This is a genomic window from Winslowiella sp. 2C04, from assembly GCF_050037805.1.
GTDB classification, from domain to species: domain Bacteria; phylum Pseudomonadota; class Gammaproteobacteria; order Enterobacterales; family Enterobacteriaceae; genus Erwinia; species Erwinia toletana_A.
The window spans coordinates 3,148,102-3,172,895 of the sequence record NZ_CP188300.1 but is presented as its reverse complement, the minus strand read 5'-3'; the positions used below and the strand labels follow the sequence as shown (position 1 = coordinate 3,172,895).

At 55.9% G+C, this 24,794-nt stretch carries 24 protein-coding genes; 9 read left to right on the top strand and 15 right to left on the bottom strand.

The features are described from left to right. Positions 1-21 precede the first annotated feature (21 nt). The 7 genes from ACP3TC_RS14250 to ACP3TC_RS14220 are packed head-to-tail and all read right to left on the bottom strand — an operon-like array spanning position 22 to position 5,637. Positions 22-528: a DUF2878 domain-containing protein gene (locus ACP3TC_RS14250; RefSeq protein WP_313856623.1), complete on the bottom strand. Its 507-nt coding sequence runs from the start codon at positions 526-528 to the stop codon at positions 22-24. Further along, entirely contained in the window at positions 525-1,754 is a 1,230-nt protein-coding gene (locus tag ACP3TC_RS14245; RefSeq protein ID WP_313856624.1) for a cyclopropane-fatty-acyl-phospholipid synthase family protein, read from the bottom strand. The genes ACP3TC_RS14250 and ACP3TC_RS14245 overlap by 4 nt, the downstream gene beginning before the upstream one ends. Continuing rightward, the gene (locus ACP3TC_RS14240; protein ID WP_426816699.1) at positions 1,754-2,470 is read right to left on the bottom strand and encodes a DUF1365 domain-containing protein; all 717 of its coding nucleotides are present in this window, start codon (positions 2,468-2,470) and stop codon (positions 1,754-1,756) included. Before ACP3TC_RS14240 ends, ACP3TC_RS14245 begins: the two co-directional genes overlap by 1 nt. After that, positions 2,467-3,732 (bottom strand): NAD(P)/FAD-dependent oxidoreductase, encoded by a 1,266-nt coding sequence (locus tag ACP3TC_RS14235; RefSeq protein WP_313856626.1) that lies wholly within the window; start codon positions 3,730-3,732, stop codon positions 2,467-2,469. The genes ACP3TC_RS14240 and ACP3TC_RS14235 overlap by 4 nt, the downstream gene beginning before the upstream one ends. Positions 3,733-3,736: 4 nt before the next feature. Further along, the gene (locus ACP3TC_RS14230) at positions 3,737-4,453 is read right to left on the bottom strand and encodes an SDR family NAD(P)-dependent oxidoreductase (protein WP_426816698.1); all 717 of its coding nucleotides are present in this window, start codon (positions 4,451-4,453) and stop codon (positions 3,737-3,739) included. Next, on the bottom strand, positions 4,450-4,893 hold the full coding sequence (locus ACP3TC_RS14225) for a nuclear transport factor 2 family protein (protein WP_426816697.1): 444 nt from the start codon (positions 4,891-4,893) through the stop codon (positions 4,450-4,452). Before ACP3TC_RS14225 ends, ACP3TC_RS14230 begins: the two co-directional genes overlap by 4 nt. A gap of 12 nt (positions 4,894-4,905) precedes the next feature. Beyond that, on the bottom strand, positions 4,906-5,637 hold the full coding sequence (locus ACP3TC_RS14220) for a MerR family transcriptional regulator (RefSeq protein ID WP_313856631.1): 732 nt from the start codon (positions 5,635-5,637) through the stop codon (positions 4,906-4,908). A gap of 146 nt (positions 5,638-5,783) precedes the next feature. Between ACP3TC_RS14220 and ACP3TC_RS14215 the strand changes: the two genes are divergently transcribed. From ACP3TC_RS14215 to ACP3TC_RS14205, 3 genes are read left to right on the top strand one after another with little or no spacing between them, the layout of a single operon-like run. Next, positions 5,784-6,347 carry a helix-turn-helix domain-containing protein gene (locus ACP3TC_RS14215; protein WP_426816696.1) on the top strand — a complete coding sequence of 188 codons (564 nt, stop codon included), beginning with the start codon at positions 5,784-5,786 and terminating at the stop codon, positions 6,345-6,347. Then, the gene (locus tag ACP3TC_RS14210; RefSeq protein ID WP_313856633.1) at positions 6,344-6,880 is read left to right on the top strand and encodes a GNAT family N-acetyltransferase; all 537 of its coding nucleotides are present in this window, start codon (positions 6,344-6,346) and stop codon (positions 6,878-6,880) included. The genes ACP3TC_RS14215 and ACP3TC_RS14210 overlap by 4 nt, the downstream gene beginning before the upstream one ends. Before the next feature lie 55 nt (positions 6,881-6,935). Continuing rightward, entirely contained in the window at positions 6,936-7,358 is a 423-nt protein-coding gene (locus tag ACP3TC_RS14205) for a GNAT family N-acetyltransferase (RefSeq protein WP_426816695.1), read from the top strand. Here the strand turns inward: ACP3TC_RS14205 and ACP3TC_RS14200 are convergent. Next, positions 7,340-7,549 (bottom strand): hypothetical protein, encoded by a 210-nt coding sequence (locus ACP3TC_RS14200; protein WP_426816694.1) that lies wholly within the window; start codon positions 7,547-7,549, stop codon positions 7,340-7,342. The genes ACP3TC_RS14205 and ACP3TC_RS14200 overlap by 19 nt on opposite strands. A 353-nt stretch (positions 7,550-7,902) precedes the next feature. Here ACP3TC_RS14200 and dinG point away from each other — a divergent pair, with 353 nt between their 5' ends. Next, positions 7,903-10,056, top strand: coding sequence for an ATP-dependent DNA helicase DinG (dinG, locus tag ACP3TC_RS14195; RefSeq protein ID WP_426816693.1), 2,154 nt, complete (start codon positions 7,903-7,905; stop codon positions 10,054-10,056). 60 nt (positions 10,057-10,116) lie between these two features. Further along, complete coding sequence (gene ybiB / locus ACP3TC_RS14190; protein WP_426816692.1) at positions 10,117-11,094, top strand: DNA-binding protein YbiB; 978 nt, start codon at positions 10,117-10,119, stop codon at positions 11,092-11,094. Between the two features lie 81 nt (positions 11,095-11,175). On the opposite strand, the gene ACP3TC_RS14185 is transcribed toward ybiB, so the two are convergent. The 3 genes from ACP3TC_RS14185 to hutH form a co-directional block, all read right to left on the bottom strand. Then, on the bottom strand, positions 11,176-12,330 hold the full coding sequence (locus tag ACP3TC_RS14185) for a M20 aminoacylase family protein (protein ID WP_313857643.1): 1,155 nt from the start codon (positions 12,328-12,330) through the stop codon (positions 11,176-11,178). 143 nt (positions 12,331-12,473) lie between these two features. Beyond that, positions 12,474-14,159, bottom strand: a complete 1,686-nt coding sequence (gene hutU / locus ACP3TC_RS14180; protein ID WP_426816691.1) for a urocanate hydratase — start codon at positions 14,157-14,159, stop codon at positions 12,474-12,476. 11 nt (positions 14,160-14,170) lie between these two features. Beyond that, entirely contained in the window at positions 14,171-15,715 is a 1,545-nt protein-coding gene (gene hutH / locus ACP3TC_RS14175; protein WP_313856641.1) for a histidine ammonia-lyase, read from the bottom strand. Between the two features lie 223 nt (positions 15,716-15,938). Between hutH and hutC the strand changes: the two genes are divergently transcribed. Then, the gene (gene hutC, locus ACP3TC_RS14170; RefSeq protein ID WP_426816690.1) at positions 15,939-16,694 is read left to right on the top strand and encodes a histidine utilization repressor; all 756 of its coding nucleotides are present in this window, start codon (positions 15,939-15,941) and stop codon (positions 16,692-16,694) included. Here the strand turns inward: hutC and ACP3TC_RS14165 are convergent. Together ACP3TC_RS14165 and ACP3TC_RS14160 are read right to left on the bottom strand one after the other, a co-directional pair. Next, positions 16,678-17,220 (bottom strand): HutD/Ves family protein, encoded by a 543-nt coding sequence (locus tag ACP3TC_RS14165; RefSeq protein ID WP_426816689.1) that lies wholly within the window; start codon positions 17,218-17,220, stop codon positions 16,678-16,680. The two genes, hutC and ACP3TC_RS14165, sit on opposite strands and share 17 nt — an antisense overlap. 19 nt (positions 17,221-17,239) lie before the next feature. After that, the gene (locus ACP3TC_RS14160; RefSeq protein WP_313856647.1) at positions 17,240-18,595 is read right to left on the bottom strand and encodes a formimidoylglutamate deiminase; all 1,356 of its coding nucleotides are present in this window, start codon (positions 18,593-18,595) and stop codon (positions 17,240-17,242) included. A gap of 85 nt (positions 18,596-18,680) precedes the next feature. On the opposite strand from ACP3TC_RS14160, the gene hutI reads away from it, so the two are divergent. Both hutI and hutG read left to right on the top strand, forming a co-directional pair. After that, complete coding sequence (gene hutI / locus ACP3TC_RS14155) at positions 18,681-19,898, top strand: imidazolonepropionase (protein ID WP_426816688.1); 1,218 nt, start codon at positions 18,681-18,683, stop codon at positions 19,896-19,898. Continuing rightward, on the top strand, positions 19,895-20,692 hold the full coding sequence (hutG, locus tag ACP3TC_RS14150; RefSeq protein ID WP_426816687.1) for an N-formylglutamate deformylase: 798 nt from the start codon (positions 19,895-19,897) through the stop codon (positions 20,690-20,692). Before hutI ends, hutG begins: the two co-directional genes overlap by 4 nt. Here the strand turns inward: hutG and ACP3TC_RS14145 are convergent. Next, complete coding sequence (locus ACP3TC_RS14145; RefSeq protein ID WP_313856654.1) at positions 20,689-21,321, bottom strand: flavin reductase family protein; 633 nt, start codon at positions 21,319-21,321, stop codon at positions 20,689-20,691. The genes hutG and ACP3TC_RS14145 overlap by 4 nt on opposite strands. 208 nt (positions 21,322-21,529) lie before the next feature. Between ACP3TC_RS14145 and rlmF the strand changes: the two genes are divergently transcribed. Next, positions 21,530-22,459, top strand: a complete 930-nt coding sequence (gene rlmF, locus ACP3TC_RS14140; protein ID WP_313856657.1) for a 23S rRNA (adenine(1618)-N(6))-methyltransferase RlmF — start codon at positions 21,530-21,532, stop codon at positions 22,457-22,459. 3 nt (positions 22,460-22,462) lie between these two features. Here the strand turns inward: rlmF and ybiO are convergent, their stop codons facing one another. Next, positions 22,463-24,736: a mechanosensitive channel protein gene (gene ybiO / locus ACP3TC_RS14135; RefSeq protein WP_426816686.1), complete on the bottom strand. Its 2,274-nt coding sequence runs from the start codon at positions 24,734-24,736 to the stop codon at positions 22,463-22,465. Positions 24,737-24,794 lie beyond the last annotated feature (58 nt).

The following is a 24,794-nucleotide window of genomic DNA, read 5'->3' as shown; positions in this document are numbered from 1 at the left end:
CGGATTGTGACGAATATCAGGCTAGTCGTCAGCGGTGATGGATTTATCTTTCGCTCGCAGAATCCAGCGGGCAACCGGTAAATAGATCGCCCAACCGCAGGCCAGCAGCGGATAAACCAGTGATGGCGCATGCTGAAGCTCCATAGCGCCCAGTTGTTCGCCGATAAAATAGCTCAGTGGGCCGCCCACCGCGCCCAGTGGAATCAGCCAGAGTAGCGGCAGATTAAGTGTCGCCATTACCAGCCGCCACCAACAGGCAAAACCCAGCCATAGCGCCAGCATCCACAGGGGTAACCAGTGGCTGCCGTTAAACTGAAACAGATCCAGCGCCAGCCACAGGCTGTCGAGCGCGATCCCTAACGCCATCAGGCTGATTATCTGCCAGCGGCTGCCGCCAGCGGAAAACAGCAGTGCCAGCACCGCAATTGTCAGCGCTATCCATTCGGTGCGCTCGCGCAATCCAACCGCCAGCGCCCAGAAAGCATCAAAGCCGAGGGTCAGCAGCCAGAAGCGCCAGCGCGCTGTCATGCGCGCGCGGCCGTCAGCTGAACGGTGCCGATGGTGCGCGCCATAAAGCCTGCTTCGCAATAACAGAGGTAAAACAGCCACATACGGCGGAATCGCTCATCGAACTGGCTGTTTTTCAGCTCTGGCCAGGCATGGTCAAATCGCTGACGCCACTCGCGCAGCGTACGCGCGTAATCATTGCCCATTTCAAATACGTCCTGCACCTGATAGTCACTCACTTCACTGAGCGTCTGTTGCAGCAGGGTGGTTGAGGGTAAAAAACCGCCGGGAAAGATATAGCGCTGAATAAAGTCGACGCCTCTGGCGTAGCTACTGTAGCGCGCCTCGCTGATGGTAATCGCCTGCAATACCAGACGGCCCCCCGGCTTTACCAGCTCCTGACAGCGCTGGACAAACAGCGGGATATAGCGACGACCCACGGCTTCAATCATCTCAACTGAAACCAGTTTGTCGTACTGACCTTGTAACGTGCGATAGTCTTCGCACAGCACCGTCACGCGGTCGCTCAGGCCAGCCTGTTCGATGCGCTGTTTTGCAAACTGATATTGCTCACGCGAAATAGTCGTGGTGGTGACGCGGCAGCCGTACTCGCGCGCAGCAAATTCCGCCAGCGCGCCCCAGCCGGTGCCGATTTCCAGCAGATGATCGCCGGGGCGCAGTGCCAGTTTGACGCACAGGCGGCGTAGTTTGGCTTCCTGAGCCTGCTCAAGGTTGCTGCTGGTGTCGCGAAACCACGCGCTGGAGTACTGCATCGAGCGATCGAGAAAGGCGCTGTAAAAATCGTTGCCAAGATCATAGTGGGCGGCAATATTGCGTTTTGCCTGGCGCACGCTGTTGCGACGAAAACCGTGGATCAGCTTGTTCAGTGGGGTAGTCAGCCAGCTCAACCGAGCTTCCATCTTATCCATCACCGCCATATTCAGCGCCAGCGTCTGGATAACCGCCGTGAGATCGGGAGTGTCCCAGTCATCATCCATATAACTTTCTGCCGCTGCGATGCTGCCGCCGAGCAGCACCCGGCGATAAGCGCGGGTATGTTTTACCTGCAGTTCTGCCTGCAATGAGGCCTGTGAATCACCAAAAAACTGCTCGCCAAGGTGCGGATCATAAATGCGCAAGCCGGCACCACGCAGTTGGCTTAACAGAGCGAAAATCACGCGGCGTGAGGCAGAGTGTTTCTTACCGGGCTTACTGCCGTGCGTGATACTGACTTCTGAAGTGCACATTATTTTTTCTCCGACTTCGGATGGTCATACACTGGCGCACCTTTGCGCCATAATTTAAAAGCCTGCCAGTAAATCGCCAGCGCGGTACGCGCAGTCATCAGTGGAAATCGCCATAAATGATAGCGCAGATTTTTGCGGGTCAACGCCTGACGACGCAAATGCAGCGTGGCATCGAACTCGCGACCGGCGCGGTGGTTTTCAATATGCACAGAAAGTGACTTTCCCGGCGTGGAGAGCCGCCAGTGATAGATCATATCGATCGGATTAAACGGTGAGACATGAAAGACTTTTTCCGTGGTTTCACTGCCGTCCGGCTTCACGGCATAGGTATGGCGCTCATTCCACGGCGTATTGCGCACTTCTGCCAGCATCCAGCGCAGCCGATCGCTGGCGTCATACAGATAGTAAAAATTAACCGGGTTAAACGAGCAGCCAAGGTAGCGCAGCTGGCATAACAGCATCACCCGGCCGGTAAGGTGTTCACCGGTCAGTTCGGCAATGCGTTGCTGAGCGCGAGTTTTGATATCACCGCCGCCGAGATAATCCTGATGATAAAACGATGCCGGAGAAAAACGGCCGAGACGGATTCCCAGCTGCGGCAATAGCGGCAGCTCATCGAGATCAATCAGCGGCATATAGATGCTGTAGCTGAACTGATGATCGACCGGGGTAAAGCGGCGATGACGCACGTGGCCGCTGTACAGGGCGCTGTTCATAGCAGCGCGGCCTGTTCCATGGCTGCGACCACATCCAGCGCGCTGCGAATGCCATCTTCATGAAAACCGTTGTAACTCCACGCGCCACAGAACCAGCTGCGACGCTGGCCATTCAGTACCAGCCGCTGCTGCTGTGCTGCCAGGCTTTGCGCGCCAAACTGCGGATGTGAGTAGCGGTATCTTCCCAGCACTTTACTTTCATCAATCGGTTGCACCGGATTGAGCGAGACGCAGAACGTGTGCGGCGCATCGATACCCTGCAAGATATTCATATTGTAAGTGACGCTGGCCCCGGTCAGCGGATTATTCGTTTCACGGTCATTAAGCTGATAATTCCAGCTGGCCCACGCGCGGCGACTTTTCGGCAGCAGGCTGACGTCGGTATGCAGCACCACCTCATTGTCGCGGTAGGGCACGCCGCTCAGCATGCTGTGCTCTTCGGCTGAGGCGTCCTGCAATATTTTCAGCGCCTGATCACTGTGACAGGCGAAAATCACCTGATCAAAGCGCTGCCGGCCGTTGGCGGTTTCCAGCGTAACCCCTTGGTCATCACGCCAGACCGCGTGCACCGGGGTGTTGAGATGAAGTTTTAATTTACCGTCGAGCAACGCCATCAGACGGCGAATATACTGACGTGAGCCGCCTGGAATCACATACCACTGCGGGCGATTAACCACATCCAGTAAGCCGTGATGACTGAAAAATTGCAGGAACAGCGACAGCGGCATATTACGCATTTCGGCCAGCGAAGTGGACCAGATGGCTGCCCCCATCGGTAGAATATAATGTTGAGCAAAAAATGGGTTGAATCGTTGGCTGGTAAGGAAATCATCCAGCGTTTGATCTTCATTTTGCTGTTTCAGCCAGCGTTTTCCGCAGCGGTTAAAGCGCAGAATATCGGCAACAAAGCGCAGAAATACCGGGCTGAACAGATTGCGGCGCTGAGCAAACAGACTGCTGAGTGAGTGGCCGTTATATTCGAGGCCGCTGCGATGATTGCTGACTGAAAAGCTCATTTCGGTGTTCTGACTTTCGATGCCGAGTTCTGCCAGCAGCGCGAGAAAGCGTGGATATGTACGGTCGTTAAAAACAATAAAGCCCGTGTCGATAGCGTAGTGCTTGCCTTCCAGCTCGACATCGACGGTTGCGGTGTGTCCACCCAGCGTCGGTTCGGCTTCGAAAAGCTCTACATTGGCACGATTTGCCAGCTTCCAGGCGCAGCTAAGCCCGGCAATACCGCTGCCGATAATGGCGATGTTCACAAAATTACCTCGCTATCTGCTGGGTTAACTTCCGCTGCCACGACTGTGGCAAGCGCGAGGTCAGATGCAGAATCAGGGCAAACAGACGGGGAAAGACCACTTCGCGTTTACCGCGAGCCAGGCCACGACGAATAAATTTCGACGCTTGTGCCGCGCTGATTATCATCGGCATGGCGAAATCATTACGTTTGGTAAGCGGGGTGTCGACGAATCCGGGCAATACCAGCGAGATATGAATTTGTTGACGATTTAAATCTTGTGCCAGACTACGGGCGAAGTAGGCGAGGGCTGCTTTTGAAGCCCCGTAGGCTTCGGCTCGCGGCAGCGCAACAATACTGGCGGTAGAGCCAACCAGCGCCACGCGGCTACCGGGCGACAGCTGCGGCAGCAAAGCATCAAGACAGTTAACTGGCCCGCTGAAATTTGTGCTCATCACCCGATGGACTTTCTCCGCTTCAACAATACCGTGATTGAGGTATTCGCAGGTGCCGGCGCAGAGAATCACCAGCTCGGCGCTTTTGCCTGCCAGCGCGGCACGTGTGGCTGCCAGGTCAGTAATATCGAATTCACACAATTTGATATCAGGTGCCTGTTCACGCAGTTGTTCCAGCTTATTACGGTCGCGGCCACATGCCGTCACCTGCCAGCCTTCCGCGGCGTAATCACGCGCCAGCTGGGAGCCAATTCCTGAAGTCGCGCCGGTAATCAGAACCCTTTTCATGGTTTCAGCCTTCTTTTTAATGCACGAATTGCGCTACCCAGCAGCGGTACTTTTTCATACAGCATTTCGCCGAGATCGTAATAATCGCGCTGGAAGATGACGCGGGCGTCACGAAAAGTCAGATAACTACAGCCTTCCAGCGATTGCGCTGCGCCTCTTTGTAACGCCGGGTGGGCGTAGACCATGCGCCACAGCAGCATTGCACCCTGATCGAAAGCGTGTTGATGGGTAATTTCGAAGCGGCAATAACGCAGATTTTTCAGCAGGGCAGCAAAATAGTCGGTCAGGGACTGCAGCCCGTGATGCTGGCCGACCGGATCGACCAGCAGGATATCCTGATGATAAATCGTCGCCAGCTGATTGAGGGGTTGTGACTGCATATCCTGGTAAAATATCACCAGGCTATTCAGCGTCGCCTGTTGCTCATGCTGCTGCGTCATGTTTCAGCTCCTTCAGTTACCGTGCGGCATAATGGAGAACCCTTGCTCCTGCCAGTGCACGATCTGTTCCTGCTGACCGCGGCTCAGTTTTTTTCCGGTCCAGAGGAAAACATATTGGCCAGGAAACAGCTCCGGTCGCAGCGTTTCCAGCGGTTCAGCTAACACATCAATGCGCCAGCCCTGCTGTGATAAACGCCAGGCTTCGAGCCATAAACGCGTGCGATCTTCGCTGCCCCAGCCAATCAGCAGGGCATCCTTTCCGGCTTTTTTACGCGCTCCGGTCAGGCAGAAAGCAACGTAGTCAATCAGTGCGCCATCCAGCAGGCTGCTCATGGCACGTGCGGTGCTCTGCTCCAGACCAAGACGCTGACGTACCGGAATAATCACGTTATCAATCAGCGTGTCCGCCGGGTTTTCCTTGCCCATTGCGGCAATCTTGACGCGTAATTTCGCTGGTCTGACGGTACGCAATACGCCCATCAGTTCATCCTGTAACATTGTCCAGCCGTCGTTAAGGTGAACTTTTTCACCTTCCAGCAGTGCTTTAACTTTGCCAACCGGCACGCCGCTGTCGACCCAGCGTTTGATTTCGTCAATGCGCTGGATATCCTCGTCATCAAACTGACGATGGCCCCCTTCCGAGCGCTGGGGTTTCAGCAAACCGTAGCGACGTTGCCATGCGCGCAAGGTTACCGGATTAATTCCGCAGCGTTCAGCCACTTCACCGATGCTATATACGGCCATTCTTTTCCTCTTTCTGGTACATCTACTTACTAACGTTAGCTCGACTCGTTAACTTGTACAACTATTATTTGGTTGTACAGATTGACCTGAATTGAATTTCAGGTCTATTCTCATTTGTGAGATTTATTCCCAAATATGAGAAAATAATGAATCAGGCAATCAGCACCGAATACCGGCTGGCGCAGCGGCTGGCAGAACTGCGGCTGGCACAAGGCTGGTCACTGGATGAGCTGGCGGAAATTACCGCTATCAGCCGGGCGTCGCTGTCGCGCATTGAGCGGGCCGAAACCAGCCCGACCGCTTCACTGTTGAATAAACTTTGCGCTGCTTATGGCCTGACAATGTCGCGTCTGCTGAGTGAAGTCGAAGAGAATGTCGCACAACATCTGCAACCGGCGCAGCAAACGGTGTGGGTTGATGAAGAAAATGGATTTGAGCGGCGGAGTTTATCGCCACCGGCCAGCGGCTACCGTGCCGAGCTGGTTGAAGGAAAATTGCGAGCGGGCGCACGCATCGAGTACGACATTCCGCCGGTTGCGGGGCTGGAACAGCATATCTGGCTGCTTGATGGCGTACTTGAGATCGCGATGAACCAGCAGCACTGGCGGTTGACCGCCGGGGATTGCCTGCGTTTTCATCTGTTCGGTCGCTCATCTTTTCACGCGCCGGAAACGGCAGCACATTATGCACTGGTGGTATGTCGCCCATGATTGACTATGAAACACTGAGCGCTGAACAAGCGCAGCAGGAACATGCTGCCCTGTGTGAGGTTTTGAGCGACTGCGTGGCGCAGGGAGCCAGCGTTGGTTTTATCGATGCCACAGATACCGCGCCGATTGCCCGTTTTTGGCAGGATGTGGTTTACAGCATCGCCTGCGGGGATAAACAGCTGCTGGTGGCCCGACAGCAGGGTAAAATCGTCGCCACCCTCATTGTGGTGCTGGCAATGATGCCTAACGGTGCGCATCGTGCTGAGATCAGTAAGCTGCTGGTTCATTCCGCTGCGCGGCGGCAGGGCATTGCGCGCCAGCTAATGTTGCAGGCTGAACGAATCGTCATGCAGGCTAGACGCAGCCTGATGGTGCTGGATACGCGCAGTGGTGACGTGGCGGAACAGCTCTATCTCTCACTGGGCTGGCGAGTGGCGGGTGCAATTCCTTTCTTTGCTCGCTCGACGGAAGGGGGATTTGATGCGACCACGGTGATGTATAAGTTCCTCGGTCAGTCGCATGACGCAGTGTGAGGCTGTTATAACCGTTGCGCGCGAGCCGGAAGATTCGGCAGAGGCGCAATTATTGATGGCGCAGCTCTCTGCCATGCTACAGCAGATAACTGGCGACAGTGGTGGCAGCTCATTTAATCCGCATGACCTGCGGCATCCTCGCGCCTGTTTTGCCGTAGCCCGCGATCACCATGGAGCGACGCTGGGTTGCGGAGCCTTCAGGCCGCTTTCTGCTGAGGTGGCAGAACTAAAACGGATGTATGCGGCAGCGTCATCGCGTGGAATCGGGTCAGCACTTCTGCTATTTCTCGAGAGCGAAGCACGCGGCTGCGGGTATCAACAAATCTGGCTGGAAACTCGGCGCATCAACCAACGTGCCGTCAGTTTTTATTTGCTTCACGGTTATCAACCCATAGAAAACTATGGGCGTTACGTCGGCAATCAGGCTGCGGTCTGTTTAGGCAAGCGACTAACCGCTTTTCAGGCGTTCAGCCCCTGAATCAGGGGAGGAAGCAGCTGGGCGAAAAACACTGCGCTGACTACCCACAGAATAATGCGGGTTTTGGCGTCGCTGATATCGCCCTTGATAGCGCTGACATCGGCTTTGCTGGCGTAGCTGGCTTTAATCACCGCCACGTCGGTTTTTATGGCCTGTACATCATTTTCGAGTTTTTCTAATCTCGTTTGCATTGCATCACCTCCGGTGTGATGTTCACCAGAGTCATTAAACGCGCCTCTGGTGATGTTGGTGTGTCTGAGTCTGTTCATAATTTACCCGATATCCTTAAGGTTGTCCTGTTGTTCCGGCGATTTTTTGCACGATATTCATTCCATGTACTTAGAGTGAAGCACGAGTGACTGGCGATGAAAATTAAAAGCGGCTGAATTTGGAATGCTTCTCGCATATGGTAAACTCAGCGGCAATAAAAGGCCGGACCGGCTGGATTCCCCGTAGTGCACTGTTGTGTTTTATGATTAATTGTTGTGCATAATATAAGCTACTTCCTTTACAACTTATTGATATAAAACAGAACGAAAACTAAATGCTTACCTCCGCGCTTAAAGCGCAAATTGGTCAGTGGTATAAAGCCCTGCAACAGCAGGTTCCTGACTTTATTCCCCGCGCACCGCAGCGCCAGATGATTGCCGAAGTGGCGAAAACGCTGGCTGGCGATGAGGGAAGACATCTGGCGATCGAAGCGCCAACCGGCGTTGGCAAGACGCTGTCCTATCTGATACCCGGCATTGCGGTTAGCCGTGCGCAAGAGAAACCGCTGGTGGTCAGCACCGCTAATGTGGCGTTGCAGGATCAGATTTTCAGCAAAGATTTACCGCTGCTGAAAAAGATCATTCCCGATCTTAAATTTACCGCTGCTTTTGGACGTGGCCGTTACGTCTGCCCACGTAATTTATCCGCGCTGGCGGCGGATCAGGATCAGCAAGGGGATCTGCTGCTGTTTCTGGATGATGATTTGACCGCCAGTAAAGATGAGCGGGCGATTTGTGCCACTTTGCAAAAATCCCTCGATCGCCATCAGTGGGATGGTCTGCGCGATCACAGCCATGATGCAATTGAAGACTCGCTGTGGCAGCGGCTGAGTACCGATAAAGCCAACTGTCTCGGACACAATTGTCACTGGTATCGTGAATGCCCGTTTTTTGTCGCCCGGCGTGAAATTGAAAATGCCGACGTGGTGGTCGCTAACCATGCGCTGGTGATGGCGGCACTGGAGAATGAATCCGTGCTGCCGCCAGCGAAAAACTTGCTGCTGGTACTGGACGAAGGGCATCACCTGCCGGAAGTGGCGCGCGACGCGCTGGAGATGAGCGCTGAGATCACCGCAGGCTGGACCAGCCTGCAACTTGATCTGTTTGTGCGGCTGGTCGAGCAGTGTATGGCGCAGTTTCGTCCTAAATCGCCGCCGCCGCTGGCTAATCCCGAGCGGTTGAAAGGTCACTGCGAAGAGATTCGTGAACAGTTGCAGATTCTGTCGGCAATGCTGGCGCTGTACCTGCCAAAAGATCAGATTGACGGCGAATATCGCTTTGAAATGGGGTGCCTGCCCGAAGAAATTCTGACCCTGTGCGCACGGCTGTATAAGCTTAACGATGCGCTGCGCGGGCTGTCTGAAGCCTTTCTCAACGATCTGAGTGATAAAACCGGCCAGTATGATGTGGTACGCCTGCACCGTACTTTGCTGCAGATGAACCGTACTTTTGCATGGTTTGAGTCGATCAGCAAACTGTGGCGTCTGGCCGCAATGGAACAGGCTTCAGGCGCGCCGGTATCAAAGTGGGTCACGCGTGAGAATCGTGACGGCAATGCGCATTTGCTGTTTCACTGTGCCGGTATTCGCGTCAGCGATCAGCTGGAAAAACTGCTGTGGCGTAAAGTGCCGCACGTGGTGGTGACTTCCGCCACTCTGCGATCGCTCAGCAGTTTTAACCGCTTGCAGGAGATGTCCGGCCTGAGTGAAAAAGCCGATGACCGATTTGTGGCGCTGGACTCACCGTTTAATCACATTGAGCAGGGTAAGTTGCTGATTCCACAGATGCGCCATGAACCGATGATGGCGACAGAAGCGCAGCATATTGCCGAGATGACGCACTTTTTCAGTCAGCAAATCAGCGAGGGGAAACACAAAGGGATTCTGGTGCTGTTTGCCAGCGGACGGGCGATGCAGCTTTTTCTTACCCACGTTACCGCGCTGCGCCTGATGATGTTGGTTCAGGGAGATAAACCGCGATCCCGGCTGGTGGAGCTGCATCGCCAGCGGGTGCAGCAGGGGGAAACCAGCATTCTGGTCGGCCTGCAATCCTTTGCCGAAGGGCTGGATCTGAAGGGCGATTTATTATCCCAGGTGCATATTCATAAAATTGCTTTTCCCCCGGTAGACAGTCCGGTAATTTTAACCGAGGGCGAGTGGCTGAAAAGCCTGAAACGTTATCTATTTGAGGTGCAGAGTTTGCCCAGCGCCTCATTTAATCTGATTCAGCAGGTTGGCCGCCTGATTCGTAGCCACGACTGTTTTGGTGAGATTGTAATATACGACCGACGGCTAATCAGTAAGCGTTATGGCCCGCGCCTGCTGGCGGCACTGCCGGTATTTCCTATCGAGCAGCCGCCGATGCCAGAGGGCGAGCCACCGAAGCCAGCCAAAGAAAAAAGCCTGAAGAAACCCAAACGGCGGCGCTAATTTATTGCGATATTGCTGGCAGCAATCTGCTGGCGATGACAGTTCAGGAAACCATGAGCGATGGAATATACCCGGATTATCAAAGAAGTAGGGCGCGGCAAAAATCATGCGCGTGATATCGATTTTGACACTGCACGTGCGCTTTACCGTGAAATGCTGGCTGGCGAAGTGCCGGAGCTGGAACTGGGCGGGCTGTTAATTGCCTTGCGGATTAAAGGTGAAGGTGAAGAGGAGATGCTGGGCTTTTATCAGGCGATGCAGGAGCAGGTAATGCGCCTGACGCCGCCAGCACGCCAGCCGATGCCGGTGGTAATCCCCAGCTATAACGGTGCGCGCAAGCAGGCGAACCTGACGCCGCTGCTGGCAATGTTGCTGTCAAAACTGGGTTTTCCGGTGCTGGTGCATGGCGTCAGCGACGATCCGACGCGCGTCACCAGCGAAACGGTGTTTGCCGCGCTGGGCATCCCGGCGGTGACCGATGCGGCGTCGGCGCAGGCACGGCTGGATGCCGGAGAACTGGTGTTTATGTCGGTCGCTACCCTCTGCCCACCGCTGGCGACTCAGCTGTCACTGCGCTGGCGCATGGGGGTGCGTAACAGCGCGCACACGCTGGCAAAACTGGCTACGCCGTTCGATGAAGCGGCCGCGCTGCGCCTTTCCAGCGTTTCTCATCCGGAATATATTCCGCGAGTGGCAAAATTCTTCGCTGCTATCGGTGGGACTGGCCTGCTGATGAACGGCACGGAAGGTGAAGTTTATGCCAACTTACAGCGCTGCCCGGCGATCAGCCTGATTAGCGCCGTTCAGGCGGAACCCCAGCTGCTGCTGGCGCGGCAGGAAGAAGTGACGATCGCGCGTGATGCGCTGGCGTCGTCAAAAGAGGCCGATGTTACCGCAGCATGGACTCAGCGAGTGGTGAATAAAGATCTGCCTGTGCCGCAGTCGTTGCGTTTACAGATCGCCTGCTGCCTGGTAGCCAGCGGGCGATCGGCGGATATTGCCAGCGGACTGGCAGAGCTGGATGCCGTGGGATACTGATCGTCCGGGTCAATCGGGGCAACCAGCAGGTTGCCCCGATTGACCCGCGAGGCTGATACCAGCGGAATCATTTGACGCCAGTCAGCGTGGCAACAGCTGTTCCACCAGTTGTTGCCAGATACCGATACCGTGCGCTATCACCTCGTCGTTAAAATCATACCAGGCATTATGCAGCGGCCGTGAAGGTGTTGCGCCATCGGCACCAATCCAGAAATAAGCCCCCGGACACGCTTCCAGCATGCAGGCAAAATCTTCTGATGCCATCGACGGGTTCACTTCCCAGCGTACCGCTTGCTCACCTGACAAGCTGATTGCGGCATCGCGCACTTTTAGCGCCGATTCGGCATGATTCTTCGTTACCGGATAGCCGGGATACCAGCTAATTGCCCCTTCAACACCAAATGGGGTCGGCAGCGTGGTGACGAAATCATCGATTAATGCGCGCACTTTACTGCGCACCTCGCTCTGCAAACAGCGCACGGTGCCGCGCAGTTTTACCTGCTCAGGAATGACATTAATCGCTTCACCGCCGTTGATTTGCGTAATACTGACCACGGCAGAGGCGAGGGGAGAGAGGCGGCGCGCCGGGATGGTTTGCAGCGCCATAATCAGCTCGGCGGCGGTAACAATCGGGTCGGCACCACTCTCCGGCATTGCCGCATGGCAGCTTTTGCCGGTTAAGGTGATCTCAAACGAATCCAGTGAAGCCATCATCGCGCCACTGTTTACCGCCACTTCACCGAGCGCCAGTCCAGGCCAGTTGTGCAGGCCATAGATGGCGTCCATTGGAAACAGGGTAAACAGACCTTCTTCGACCATTCTGCGTGCGCCACCGAGGTTCTCTTCGGCAGGCTGAAAAACAAAGTGCAGTGTGCCACTGAAATTACGCGTCTGACTCAGGTGTTTCGCCGTCGCCAGCAGAATGGCGGTATGACCGTCATGCCCGCAGGCGTGCATCACGCCGGGAGTGTTGGATTTATGCGGCGGGTTACCCAGTTCAGTGATTGGCAGCGCATCCATATCGGCACGCAGGCCGATGACCGGACCCGGGCCATTTTCCAGCGTGCCGACGACGCCGGTTCCGGCCAGACCCACGTGCACCTGCAATCCAAAAGAGCGCAGCTTTTCGGCGACCATGTTTGATGTCTGATGCTCCTGATAACCCAGCTCGGGTTGCCTGTGCAGCTGGTGTCGCCAGGTGATGGCTTCTTCGATCAATGAAACAGGAATGGTCATAAATAGTCTCTTCTCCATGCTGATGCCACTTATCCGCTGCGTGGTCTGACGCTAATCATTCGGCTTCCACTTTAGATGCAACCGATGCACGGCGTCTATCAGTCCCTGAAGAAAATCGTTAATAGACTTATCATGTTTAACGATTATTTCATCATTGGCAGATTCAGCTGATGCTGCCGGGCGCAGGTTTCGGCCTGGGAATATCCGGCGTCGGCGTGCCGCATTACGCCGGTGGCCGGGTCGTTCCACAATACCCGCTCCAGCCGCACATCGGCCTGCTCACTGCCGTCACAAACAATTACCATGCCCGCATGTTGCGAGAAACCCATACCGACGCCACCACCATGATGCAGACTGACCCAGGTGGCACCGCCCGCGGTGTTCAGCAGAGCATTCAGCAGCGGCCAGTCAGAAACTGCATCAGACCCATCTTTCATTGCTTCGGTTTCGCGATTTGGCGAGGCGACGGACCCACAATCGAGATGGTCACGACCAATCACCACCGGTGCTTTCAGCTCGCCGTTGCGCACCATTTCATTGAACGCCAGGCCTGCCAGATGACGCTCGCCAAGGCCGAGCCAACAGATACGCGCCGGTAATCCCTGGAAGGCGATACGCTCCTGCGCCATATCCAGCCAGCGATGCAGGTTAGCGTGCTGCGGGAATAACTGTTTCAGCTTCGCATCGGTTTTATAGATATCCTCAGGATCGCCGGAAAGCGCTACCCAGCGAAACGGCCCCTTACCTTCGCAGAACAGCGGACGGATATAAGCAGGGACGAAGCCCGGAAAATCAAAAGCGTTTTCTACTCCTTCATCCAGCGCGACCTGGCGGATATTATTACCGTAATCCACAGTGGGGATGCCCATCTGGTGAAAATCAAGCATCGCCCGTACATGCGTTGCCATCGAGGCGCGTGCGGCTTTCTCCACCGCTTTCGGGTCGCTGAGGCGTTTTTCAGCCCACTGGTCAACACTCCAGCCAGCCGGCAGATAGCCGTTAAGCGGATCGTGTGCTGAGGTCTGATCGGTAACGATATCCGGCCTGATGCCGCCTGCCCGGGCGCGCTTAACCAGCTCCGGCAAGATTTCTGCCGCATTGCCCAACAGACCGACGGAGATCGCCCGCTTCTGCTGGTTAGCCTCGCGGATAATTTTCAGGGCTTCGTCAATGCTGTATGCCTTGTAATCGAGATAGCGGGTGCGCAGCCGAAAGTCGATGCGCGACTCCTGGCACTCCACTGCCAGCACTGAAGCCCCCGCCAGCACGCCAGCCAGTGGCTGCGCACCACCCATGCCGCCCAGCCCGGCGGTAAGAACCCACCGGCCGCTCAGGTCACTGTTATAGTGCTGACGGCCCGCTTCGACGAAGGTTTCAAAGGTGCCCTGCACAATGCCCTGCGCGCCGATATAGATCCATGAACCGGCGGTCATCTGGCCGTACATCATCAGCCCGGCTTTATCCAGCTGATGAAAATGGTCCCAGTTGGCCCAGTGCGGCACCAGGTTGGAGTTGGCGATTAATACCCGTGGTGCATCGGCATGGGTGCGGAACACGCCAACCGGTTTTCCGGACTGCACCAGCAGCGTCTCTTCCGGCTGCAATGCGCGCAGCGAACGCAGAATCTGCTCAAAGCATTCCCGGTTGCGTGCGGCTTTACCGATGCCGCCATACACCACCAAATCTTCCGGGCGTTCGGCAACATCAGGATCAAGGTTATTCTGGATCATGCGCCAGGCGGCTTCAATCAGCCAGTTTGCACAATGTAATTCGCTGCCGTGAGGTGCCCGAATTTCACGGGCAACGGCGCTGCTGATCGATTCACTCATCTGTTGGCTCCTTATCCTGCGTGGCTTGGTAGCAGGGCGGTGATCACATCGGGCCAGTTGTTACTGCTGGCCCACAGGCGCATTTGTTCGATATCGGGTGCCATCAGGCGGTCTTTTTCGAGAAAAGCCACGCGTTCCCGCACGGTCCCCAGCTGTTGTTCCAGCAGTGGCGAACTTTGCAGCGGGCGATGAAAGTCGATGCCTTGTGCGGCGGCCATCGCTTCAATACCTACAACGGCCGCGGTGTTAAAGCACATTGCACCGAGACGGCGTGCGGCGTAGGTGGCCATTGAGACATGATCTTCCTGGTTGGCGGAAGTGGGCAGACTGTCGACGCTGCCTGGATGGGCCAAAGATTTGTTTTCGGAGGCCAGCGCAGCGGCAGTGACCTGAGCGATCATAAATCCTGAATTGACGCCGCCGTCATTCACCAGGAACGGCGGCAGGCCAGAGAGACCGCTGTCCAGCAACAGCGCCATGCGCCGCTCGGAAATTGCGCCAATTTCTGCGATCGCCAGCGCAATAATATCAGCAGCAAATGCCACCGGTTCGGCGTGGAAATTGCCGCCGGAAATCACGTCACCGCTTTCCGGGAATACCAGTGGATTATCGGAAGCGGCGTTGGCTTCAATCTGCAATACCCGCGCGGCATGATTCAGGTTATCAAGACAGGCACCCATCACCTGCGGCACGCAACGAATGGAGTACGGATCCTGCACCCGTCCACAGGCCGCATGTGAAGTCAGAATTTCGCTGCCTGCCAACAACTCAGAGACGGCGGCAGCCACTGCGATTTGTCCCGGCTGGCCGCGCGCCTGATGAATACGCGCATCAAAGGGTTTTATCGAGCCTTTAATTGCTTCCAGCGACATCGCACCGGCGACCAGCCCGGCGGCGAAGGTTTTCTCCGCTTCAAACAGGCCGCGCAATGCCAGTGCGGTTGATACCTGGGTGCCGTTAAGCAGTGCCAGTCCCTCTTTCGGCCCGAGTACCACCGGTTCCAGTCCGAGCTGTTGTAGCGCGTCAGGCGCATTCATCAGCTTACCGGCAACGCGGACCTGGCCTTCACCCAGCAGCATCAGCGACAAATGTGCCAGCGGAGCCAGATCGCCGGACGCGCCCACTGAGCCTTTTTCCGGTATGCAGGGCATGACGCCAGCGTTAAACAGGGTGATCAGCATCTCGATCAGTTCGATACGCACGCCGGAATGCCCGCGCGCCAGGCTAATAATTTTACTGGCCATCACCAGGCGTACGACTTCATCCGGCAGTAACTCTCCCAGCCCGACACTGTGCGACAGCACCAGATTGCGTTGTAGCTCAGCCAGACGTGCCGCCGGAATCGAGGTTTGTGCCAGTTTGCCAAAGCCGGTATTGATGCCGTAGGTGACTTTGCCTGTCGCGACAATAGCGTTCACTGTTTCATGTGCTTTCAGCACCGCTTCACGTGCGCTGTCAGCAAGCCGAAGCGTGACGCCGCCATGGTAAATGGCCTTAAGCATCGGCAGACCTACTTCTCCGGGTATCAGATGACATTCATCGGTACTGAACGACATGGTATACTCCTGTATATACAAGTTTGGCGCGGATTAAACCCATGTGCAGCCGCATGGGTAACACTGTCGAGTGAAGCATAAGTGTATAGTGTTGTCTATACAACCTAATGCCTTAGTGCCAGAGCGATCACAAAACGGAGCAGGGGTACAGGGATGCAGATGTCTATACATTTATGCCCTCAGTCAGTAGACTTAACTTACGACGTTTTTTAAGGAACTTTATATGGTCGGGCAGACTGCCATTTCGCAACTCGCAGCCGCCATGAGCGATCAGCCTGCGCCAATCTATCAGCGGGTAAAACAGGCGATTGTCAGCCAGATTGCCGCCGGCGTGTGGAAAGCCAATCAGCGCGTGCCATCCGAAAGTGAGCTGGTTAATGAATTGGGCGTTAGCCGCATGACGATTAACCGGGCGCTGCGCGAACTGACCGGTGAAGGTTATTTGATTCGCATGCAGGGCGTGGGAACGTTTGTGGCCGAAACCAAGGGCTACACCGCAATGCTGGAAGTGCACAATATTGCTGAAGAGATTGCCCAGCGCGGCCATCAGCATCGCTGTAAAATTCTGCAGCTAAGCGAAATAAAAGCCGATCCGGAACAGGCCGCGGTATTAGGATTATCCACTGGCCAGTCGATTTTTCATTCGTTGATGGTGCACTATGAAAATGAACTGCCGGTACAGCTGGAAGATCGTCTGGTTAATCCGCAGATGGCACCGGACTATCTGCGGCAGGATTATGACAGCCAGACGCCCTATACCTATCTGATGCGGGTTGCACCACTGACTGCCGGTGAGCATATCGTTGAAGCCGTTCTCGCCGATGTCCGCCAGCGTCAGTATCTGTCGCTGGACGAGCATGACCCCTGTTTACTGATTCGCCGCCAGACATGGAGCGAGGGTAAAATCGTTACTTACGCCCGACTGCTTTATCCCGGTTCACGCTATAAGCTGCTTGGTCGCTTTAAAGGGCACGGTTGATTGCAGCAAACAACAGCAGTGCATCCGCTGTTAGTGGCGTAATGACCTCGCCGCTGACGTGCCACCAGCAGCCTTCTCCGCGTGACAGCGTTTGTTCGCCGACGCACCACTGACCGGCAATCACCCAACACACGCCACAATCGCTTTGCTGCGCACGGCCGCTGACCACCACCGTGGCGCAGCAGCGATCGCGGCGGGTCATAATATTAACGTCGAGACTCTGACCGCCGGTCAGCCGGGCAAATATCGGCTGTTCGCCAGCAAAACAGAACGGCTGATTCAGTTCCAGCAGCTGCATGGATGACAGTGGCGAGTGCAATTCCACACTGTCTCCGGCGACTAATGTAATCACCCGATCTACGCCGGGAAATACGGAAAAGTCGCCGTTGTTGGCGAGGGTGGCAATGCTGGCGCGCCAGTCAAACGAGCTAGTTTCTGGCGGAAAGCTGACGATCTCACGGGTTTCGCCACCACCATTACGCCATTTGTTGATTGGCAGGTCGTCGGTTCGATAAAAATGCATCATGAAACCCTTATCCCCGTCTTTACTGTAAGGCCTTCATCACGGCGGCAAAGCGGGCATCCGCTTCGGACTGTAGCGCATGATGACCGGCATTAATCACCTGTTTTCCCGCCACCCAGACATCGCGGATCTGCGAACCGCTGCCGGCGAACAGCCAGCGGTTCAGCAGCGCACTGTCGTGGCAGCTGGCTAACCAGGCGTCTGGCTCCAGTACCAGCCAGTCTGCACGCTGGCCTACGGCCAGTGAGCCGATGGCTACGCCGCAGGCCTGTGCACCGCCGGATGCTGCCTGCTGCCACAGCAGGTCGCCTGTTGAACGTTGCTGTGGAGTGATGATGCGGTTACGCCGCCGGTCGCGCAGCCGCTGACCATACTCCAGCCAGCGCAGCTCCTCTGTGACATTCAGTGAGACATGACTGTCGGAGCCGATACCCCAGCGCCCGCCCTGGGCAATATAGTCGGTGGCCGGAAAAATACCGTCTCCGAGATTGGCTTCGGTAGTCGGGCAGAGTCCGACCACCGCGCCGCTGGCAGCGAGACGAGTAATTTCCTGCGGCTCAAGGTGGGTGGCGTGAACCAGGCACCAGCGCGCATCGACGGCAAAGCGCTCCAGCAGCCAGTTCACTGGGCGCTCACCGCTCCATGCCAGCGAATCGTTCACCTCTTTTTCCTGTTCAGCAATATGAATATGCACCGGCAGTTCAGGCGAGCTGGCCGCCAGCACCTGCTCCATTTGTTGCTGAGTCACCGCGCGCAGCGAATGGAAGCACAGTCCCTGATTGTGCAGCGGTTTGTTGCGCAGTAGGTGGCGCAGATTTTCCTGTTGGCGCAGATAGCTGTCGCTATGCTGGATAAAACGCTTTTGCGCTGGCTGCGGCGGTTGGGCACCAAATCCGCTGTGGCTGTATAACACCGGCAGCAGCGTCTGACCGATTCCAGCCTGTTCGGCAGCAGCAATCAGCTGTTGCAGCATCTCATCCTGCGCATAAGGCTGGCCGTGGTGGTCATGATGCAGATAGTGAAACTCCGCAACCTGGGTATAACCGCCTTTCAGCATCGCGATATACAGATAACGCGCGATATCACCCAGCTGGGGGGGTGACAGCTGCTGTACCAGGCGATACATCAGCTCGCGCCAGCTCCAGAAGCTGTCCTGTGGATCGCCCGCTACCTCCGCCAGCCCGGCCATGGCGCGCTGGAAGGCGTGCGAGTGCAGATTAGCCATCGCCGGGATGACGGCACCGGATAAACGCACTGCCTGCGCGGCGTGACTGTCAGGAGTAATACTGGCAATAAATCCTTGCGCGTTGACCTCGATACGCACCGAATGCCGCCATCCTTCCGCCAGCAGTGCACGCGTCGCAAAATAACTCGACATGGTTGATCCTCAGGCTTTGTGGTTGTATATACATATACATACTTTAGCAGTTTCTGTAAATCAATCGCAGGATGTGGGAGAGCAAATGGCGGACGAAATACGCTGTGACAGTGTGTGGTTCGGCGCGGATGTGGTCACTATGCGCAACGGGCGGTACAACATCATTAGCGATGGCGCGATTGCGGTGCGCGATGGCGTGATTGTCTGGATCGGTACGCGCGCGCAGTCGACGAAGATCGCCGCCACGCAGTGCACCGATTTTGCCGGGGGCATAATTACGCCTGGCCTGGTCGACTGCCATACTCACTTGGTGTTTGGTGGTGACCGCAGCCATGAGTTTGAGCAGCGGTTAAATGGTGTCAGCTATGCGGAGATTGCCGCGCAGGGCGGTGGCATTCTGGCGACGGTGCGCGCTACGCGCGAAGCGACCCTCGGGCAACTGGTCAGCAGCGCTCGCTGGCGAATCGAACGCTTACTGGCTGAAGGCGTTACGACGCTGGAGATAAAATCCGGTTACGGCCTCAATGAAGCCAGTGAAATACGCATGTTGCAGGCGATTCGCCAGCTGGCGCAGCAGCTTCCGGTTGATGTACTGGCAACTTGCCTGGCGGCACACGCGATTCCACCTGAATTTGAACATCACCCGGATGGCTGGATTGAGATTATCTGTCAGCGTCTGCTGCCGAAAATCAAAGCCGAACGGCTGGCTGATGCGGTGGATGCGTTTTGTGAACATCTGGCTTTTTCTCCGGCGCAGGTAAGCCGGGTATTTGAGCGGGCGCAGCAGCTCGGTTTACCGGTTAAATTGCACGCTGAGCAGCTCTCTTCACTTGGCGGCAGCGCGCTGGCGGCACGATTTAATGCGCTTTCAGCCGATCATCTGGAGTACGCCAGCGAAAGCGACGTGCAGGCAATGGCGCAACATGGCACGGTCGCGGTGCTACTTCCCGGCGCGTTTTATCTGTTGCGTGAGACCCAATTACCGCCGGTTGCGCTGTTCCGCCAGTATCAGGTGCCGATGGCGCTGGCCAGCGATGCAAATCCTGGTACTTCACCGGCGCTGTCGCTGCGTCTGATGCTGAATATGGCCTGCACCCTGTTTCGCCTGACCCCGGAAGAGGCGCTGGCGGGCGTCACGCTGCATGGCGCCAAAGCGCTGGGACTGGAGAAAACCCACGGATCGCTGGAGTGCGGTAAAGTCGCTAATTTCGTTCACTGGCCGCTGACGCGTCCGGCAGAACTGGTTTACTGGCTCGGTGGTCAGTTGCCTTGTCAGGTTATTTATCGAGGAGAAGCGCAATGAAAGCCTTTCAGTTCTCAGCCGGGACGCTGCCGCTGCTGATCAGTATTCCTCATGCCGGTACCGCACTGACGCCGGAAGTGAAAGCGGGCCTCAGCGACGCCGCCAGGGGTTTACCTGATACCGACTGGCATCTGGCGCAGCTGTATGATTTTGTTCAGCCGCTGGGTGCCAGCGTGCTGACAGGCAACTATTCGCGCTTTGTTATCGATCTGAATCGACCGGCTGACGATCGGCCGCTGTATGCTACTGCCACTACCGGGCTGTATCCCGAAACGCTGTTTGACGGTACGCCAATCTTTAAGCCGGGCATGACTCCCACTGCGGATCAGCGCCGAGACTATTTAGCCACCCTCTGGCAACCGTACCACGACAAACTTCAGCAGGAGCTGGCGCGGCTTAAGCAGCAGCATGGCTACGCGCTGCTCTTCGATGCCCACTCGATAGCTTCGGTGATCCCGCGACTGTTTGACGGCCGGTTACCGGACCTGAATCTGGGCACCAATAACGGTAACAGCAGCACCCCGACGATTGATGCGGCGCTGATTCACTGTTTTTCCGCCCAGTCGCGCTTCAGCTGGGTAGACAACGGGCGCTTTAAAGGTGGCTACATCACCCGCGCATATGGCAAACCCGAACAGCAGCAGTTTGCGGTACAGCTGGAGTTGGCGCAGTGTAACTATATGGATGAGCAGCCGCCGTTCGCCTGGCGCGGTGAGCGAGCGGCAGAATTACAGCCGCTGTTGCAGCAGCTGATTATGACTCTGCTTGAGCAGGGGGCGATTGCTGCTGATTAGCGTGGGCGGGCATCCGGCCTGACCAGATCAAAGCGCTGATCTTCGCTGATGGCGTAATAGGCCGATGGTCCACCAGCGCGCAGGATCGGCTGTGCTCTGGCGGTCTGATAGATGCCGTTTTCCAGCAGATCGCTGTCGATATGGATCGCCACCACTTCGCCTAAAACCAACCAGCTCGGCAGCTTTTCACCGTCGGCAGCCTGCAGCTGAATACACTGCGTCAGCTTGCATTCAAAGTTGACCGGGCTCTCTGCCACCATGCTGACATTAACCTGCGTGGCCGCCACCGGCGTCAGGCCGGAGAAAGCAAACTCATCTTCCCCCTGCGGCAGTGAGGCGGAGCTTTCATTCATTGCCACCGCCAGTGGCCGTGTCGCCAGATTCCAGACAAATTCACCGGTTTCACTAATATTTTTTACGCTGTCTTTCCAGCCGCTGCTGGCAAAACCAATAATCGGTGGATGGTAATTAAAACAGTTAAAGAAACTGTAGGGTGCCAGATTGCGCTGACCGTCAGTATTAGCGGAGCTGATCCAGCCAATTGGACGTGGTCCGATAATCGCATTCAGCGGATCGTGTGGCAGCCCGTGGCCGAGACGGGGTTGATACGAGTGGCGTTGACGGGACATAGCGTTACCTGTTGTTGTCATGTTTTGCTTATCTTAACGCGTCTGGTGCAGAGAAAAAAACACGGCAATGGTTTACGCTTTTTTGCAAAGCGAGTATCTTACGCGCCCACTATACCCCTGGTATCTGAAGTGGCTGCAACGTCTGTTTAAACGCAGGGTTGCACTTGCCGCGACTCCAGCGACGTTGGGTAACCTTTGAGAGATGCCGATGAAAAAGCCTGCCGAAAAAAACGTTCTTCACCCGCGTAACCGTCACCGTGGACGCTACGACTTTGCTGCACTGAAACAGTGCCACCCGGCGCTGGAACCGTTGGTTCAGGTCAATCAGTATGGCGATGAGTCGGTCGACTTTTCCGACCCCAATGCGGTGAAAGTGCTGAACCAGGCGCTGCTGCATCACTTTTATCAGATAGAACACTGGTCCATTCCTGACGGTTTTCTCTGTCCGCCAGTGCCGGGACGAGCGGACTATCTGCATCATCTCGCCGACTTACTGGCGGAAGATCATCAGCAGGTGGTGCCGCGTAATCTCAATCTGCTGGATATCGGTTGTGGTGCCAACTGCATTTATCCGCTGATTGGCTATCGCGAATATGACTGGCGTTTCACCGGAACCGAAGTCAACGAGCAGGCCATGAAAGCCGCCAACGCGATTATCGATGCCAATCCGGGGCTGAATCGTGGCATTCGCCTGCGTCGCCAGAAGGATGCTGATGCTATTTTTCGCGGCATTATTCATAAAAATGAGATTTTCCACGCCACGATATGTAACCCACCGTTCCACGCTTCAGCCAGCGATGCGCGTCAGGGCAGCCAGCGGAAACTGCGTAATCTGGGGCTGGACCGCAACGCGCCGCTGAATTTCGGTGGTCAGCAGGATGAGCTGTGGTGTGAGGGGGGCGAAAAAGCCTTTATCACTCGTATGATTAACGAAAGCGTCGACTTTTCCCGCCAGTGCGTGTGGTTTACCTCTCTGGTGTCGCGAAAAGAGAACCTGCCTGATTTACGTCGGGCGCTGGAAGATGTTGAAGCGGTGCAGGTCCGGATTATCGATATGGCGCAGGGGCAGAAGCAGAGCCGGTTTATCGCCTGGAGCTTTTTCGATAAACCGGCCCGTAGCCGTATGCTCAGCAAGTAACCCTTATTCGGGAGCGGCTAATGCCTGAGCGCCCGCCGCTCCCTGCACATCATTACCGGTTTGCAGCACCTGCACCGTCTGGCGCGGCGCTTTAATCCCGGCCGCATCGAAATGCTTTTTCACCATATCATCCAGTGCAAAGCGTACCGTCCACTGCTTCAGCGGCTGAGTGGTAAAGGACACGCGTACGGTAAACGACTGATTGGTCAGCCCGACCAGCCCGGCGAACGCCGGTTCGCCAATCACCATGCCACGGATCTCTTTGTTCTCCATCAGCTCTTGCACCGCCTGTTGTAGGGTGGCATTGACTTTCTCACTCTCTTCGTTGCGATCTACATCATAATTGGCGACAAATGAGCCGATACCGCGGACAAAGTTGGCGAAAGTGGTGATCGATGACCACGGAATAATATGATACGCACCGGTATCCTGACGCACGCCAACGGAGCGAATTGACATGCGTTCAACGCTGCCGGTAATCGGTCCGATAGTCACCAGATCGCCGGTATTCATGCCATTTTCAAACTGAATAAACACCCCGGTGATAATATCCTTCACCAGTGTTTGCGAGCCGAACGATACCGCCAGACCAAGTGCCCCGGCTCCGGCCAACAGAGGCGCAATATTCACGCCAATTTCCGACAGTAAAATCATTATGGTAATGGTGCTGATCACGACCGCCAGCGCATTACGAAACAGCGTCAGTAGGGTGCGGGTTCGCGCACCGGGCATAGGGCGACCATGTGAGTCGGAGGCGAGACGGCTTTCTATCAGGCTGGCTAACAGCGTCCAGCCTACCGCTGAGAACAGCAGAATCACCAGTACGCGGATGATAATGTCCACCGTTTTTTCACCGGCACCCACCGTCAGCCAGTGCCACAGGTCGAACAGATGCCACGCATTAAGCAGCAGTAATCCGACGGCAAATACTGTCAGAATACGCGCCAGCTTCAGCAGCGTTGAGCACCACGCATTAACTCGTTTCTGCAATTCCGGATACTCGCGTTGCAGTTCGGGTGACAGCGTGATGCTTTTGGCAATCCAGCGCGACAGAATGCCGGAAATCAGCGCGCCGATGCCGATAATCGCCAGGCTGCGCACCGACGCCGACATCATAAACTTCAGGCTGTCCCCCGGATTAAACATTGAGAGGAAAAACAGCACGATAAAATAGGCGCTCGCCAGCCAGTGCCAGACCAGTGCAAACGCGCGAATAAACAGCGCGAAAAAGCGCATTGAACGATCGGCCAGCGCCGTCAGTTCATACTGAATATTACGGCGATTATGAAAAATCAGGTACTGTGCCCACAGGGTGATCAGGCTCATCACCACCACGTTAACCAGCGCCCCAATCTGCACATTTATCTGATTACTGACAATCGGCACGATAACCAGTAAGCCGTAGCCAATCAGCCCGCTTAACCAGCTAAGGCGAGTATTCCAGTAGCGGGCGCGGTTGTCGGCAATGCGGAACGGGCGCAAATCGGCAATGCGTGGGCAGAAGATCAGCCGTAATATCGCCTTAAAGAATTCGATCAGCGCAAAGGCATTCAGAAACAGCCCTTGCTGACGGGCGATGGTGCGGTTGCCGTCATTCAGGTAGTCGCTCATAATCTGGCCGGTAAACAGCGCCAGCGCCAGCAGCGCTAAGTCAATGATAAACGCCGCAAAAATCATCGCAGGCAGATGTAACCAGTTGGAGCGATCGCGGTTCTTGAGGCGTCCCCATTTTCCCATTCGGCGATACAGTGGCCGCGCCAGCCAGCAAATCAGCCAGTAAAAGGCAAACAGCGCCACCGCCAGCATCAGAAAGTGGCTGACGGCGTTAAAAAAGGTCTGTTGATTAAAGGCGCGGTGCGGGGCGGAGACGATATTGTGATGCAGTTCGGTAAACTGCGTGGCGAATGCGCCACCGTAGTGGCGGCTGACGTCACTCAGCCCTTGCAGTACGGTCTTCTCTTCCGGTTCTGTGTCGGGCGGTGTCAGAACCGGTTCACTGTGTTCTGCCGGGGTGGCGGCGGCATTGCGCAGCTGTTCAATCAATTCCTGACGCGTCTGATCGTTTTGCAGAATATTAGCCAGTGCGGCGTACGCGGCTTTTTTATCCTCAGCGCCTGGCTCCTCTGCCGTGTCGTTGGTGGCGGATTGCGATTGCTGGGCGGCAACCACGGCGGCAGGCAGGGTAACCGCCAGAGCTGAACCAGAATAACCGCACAGCAGCATGCAAATCAGCAACCACTGGCAGAGGGTTTGTCGCGATTGAACCACAGCCAACATCGTATTCTCCTGTAACGGCGCAATAAGAGCGTTGACCAGCAAGTATAGCGGAGCTGAG

Excerpts from the sequence above, each read along its gene's own strand:
- ACP3TC_RS14250 (WP_313856623.1), bottom strand. The coding sequence starts at position 528 with ATGACAGCGCGCTGGCGCTTCTGGCTGCTGACCCTCGGCTTTGATGCT.
- ACP3TC_RS14245 (WP_313856624.1), bottom strand. The coding sequence starts at position 1,754 with ATGTGCACTTCAGAAGTCAGTATCACGCACGGCAGTAAGCCCGGTAAG.
- ACP3TC_RS14240 (WP_426816699.1), bottom strand. The coding sequence starts at position 2,470 with ATGAACAGCGCCCTGTACAGCGGCCACGTGCGTCATCGCCGCTTTACC.
- ACP3TC_RS14230 (WP_426816698.1), bottom strand. The coding sequence starts at position 4,453 with ATGAAAAGGGTTCTGATTACCGGCGCGACTTCAGGAATTGGCTCCCAG.
- ACP3TC_RS14225 (WP_426816697.1), bottom strand. The coding sequence starts at position 4,893 with ATGACGCAGCAGCATGAGCAACAGGCGACGCTGAATAGCCTGGTGATA.
- ACP3TC_RS14220 (WP_313856631.1), bottom strand. The coding sequence starts at position 5,637 with ATGGCCGTATATAGCATCGGTGAAGTGGCTGAACGCTGCGGAATTAAT.
- ACP3TC_RS14215 (WP_426816696.1), top strand. The coding sequence starts at position 5,784 with ATGAATCAGGCAATCAGCACCGAATACCGGCTGGCGCAGCGGCTGGCA.
- ACP3TC_RS14210 (WP_313856633.1), top strand. The coding sequence starts at position 6,344 with ATGATTGACTATGAAACACTGAGCGCTGAACAAGCGCAGCAGGAACAT.
- ACP3TC_RS14205 (WP_426816695.1), top strand. The coding sequence starts at position 6,936 with ATGGCGCAGCTCTCTGCCATGCTACAGCAGATAACTGGCGACAGTGGT.
- ACP3TC_RS14200 (WP_426816694.1), bottom strand. The coding sequence starts at position 7,549 with ATGCAAACGAGATTAGAAAAACTCGAAAATGATGTACAGGCCATAAAA.
- dinG (WP_426816693.1), top strand. The coding sequence starts at position 7,903 with ATGCTTACCTCCGCGCTTAAAGCGCAAATTGGTCAGTGGTATAAAGCC.
- ybiB (WP_426816692.1), top strand. The coding sequence starts at position 10,117 with ATGGAATATACCCGGATTATCAAAGAAGTAGGGCGCGGCAAAAATCAT.
- ACP3TC_RS14185 (WP_313857643.1), bottom strand. The coding sequence starts at position 12,330 with ATGACCATTCCTGTTTCATTGATCGAAGAAGCCATCACCTGGCGACAC.
- hutU (WP_426816691.1), bottom strand. The coding sequence starts at position 14,159 with ATGAGTGAATCGATCAGCAGCGCCGTTGCCCGTGAAATTCGGGCACCT.
- hutH (WP_313856641.1), bottom strand. The coding sequence starts at position 15,715 with ATGTCGTTCAGTACCGATGAATGTCATCTGATACCCGGAGAAGTAGGT.
- hutC (WP_426816690.1), top strand. The coding sequence starts at position 15,939 with ATGGTCGGGCAGACTGCCATTTCGCAACTCGCAGCCGCCATGAGCGAT.
- ACP3TC_RS14165 (WP_426816689.1), bottom strand. The coding sequence starts at position 17,220 with ATGATGCATTTTTATCGAACCGACGACCTGCCAATCAACAAATGGCGT.
- ACP3TC_RS14160 (WP_313856647.1), bottom strand. The coding sequence starts at position 18,595 with ATGTCGAGTTATTTTGCGACGCGTGCACTGCTGGCGGAAGGATGGCGG.
- hutI (WP_426816688.1), top strand. The coding sequence starts at position 18,681 with ATGGCGGACGAAATACGCTGTGACAGTGTGTGGTTCGGCGCGGATGTG.
- hutG (WP_426816687.1), top strand. The coding sequence starts at position 19,895 with ATGAAAGCCTTTCAGTTCTCAGCCGGGACGCTGCCGCTGCTGATCAGT.
- ACP3TC_RS14145 (WP_313856654.1), bottom strand. The coding sequence starts at position 21,321 with ATGTCCCGTCAACGCCACTCGTATCAACCCCGTCTCGGCCACGGGCTG.
- rlmF (WP_313856657.1), top strand. The coding sequence starts at position 21,530 with ATGAAAAAGCCTGCCGAAAAAAACGTTCTTCACCCGCGTAACCGTCAC.
- ybiO (WP_426816686.1), bottom strand. The coding sequence starts at position 24,736 with ATGTTGGCTGTGGTTCAATCGCGACAAACCCTCTGCCAGTGGTTGCTG.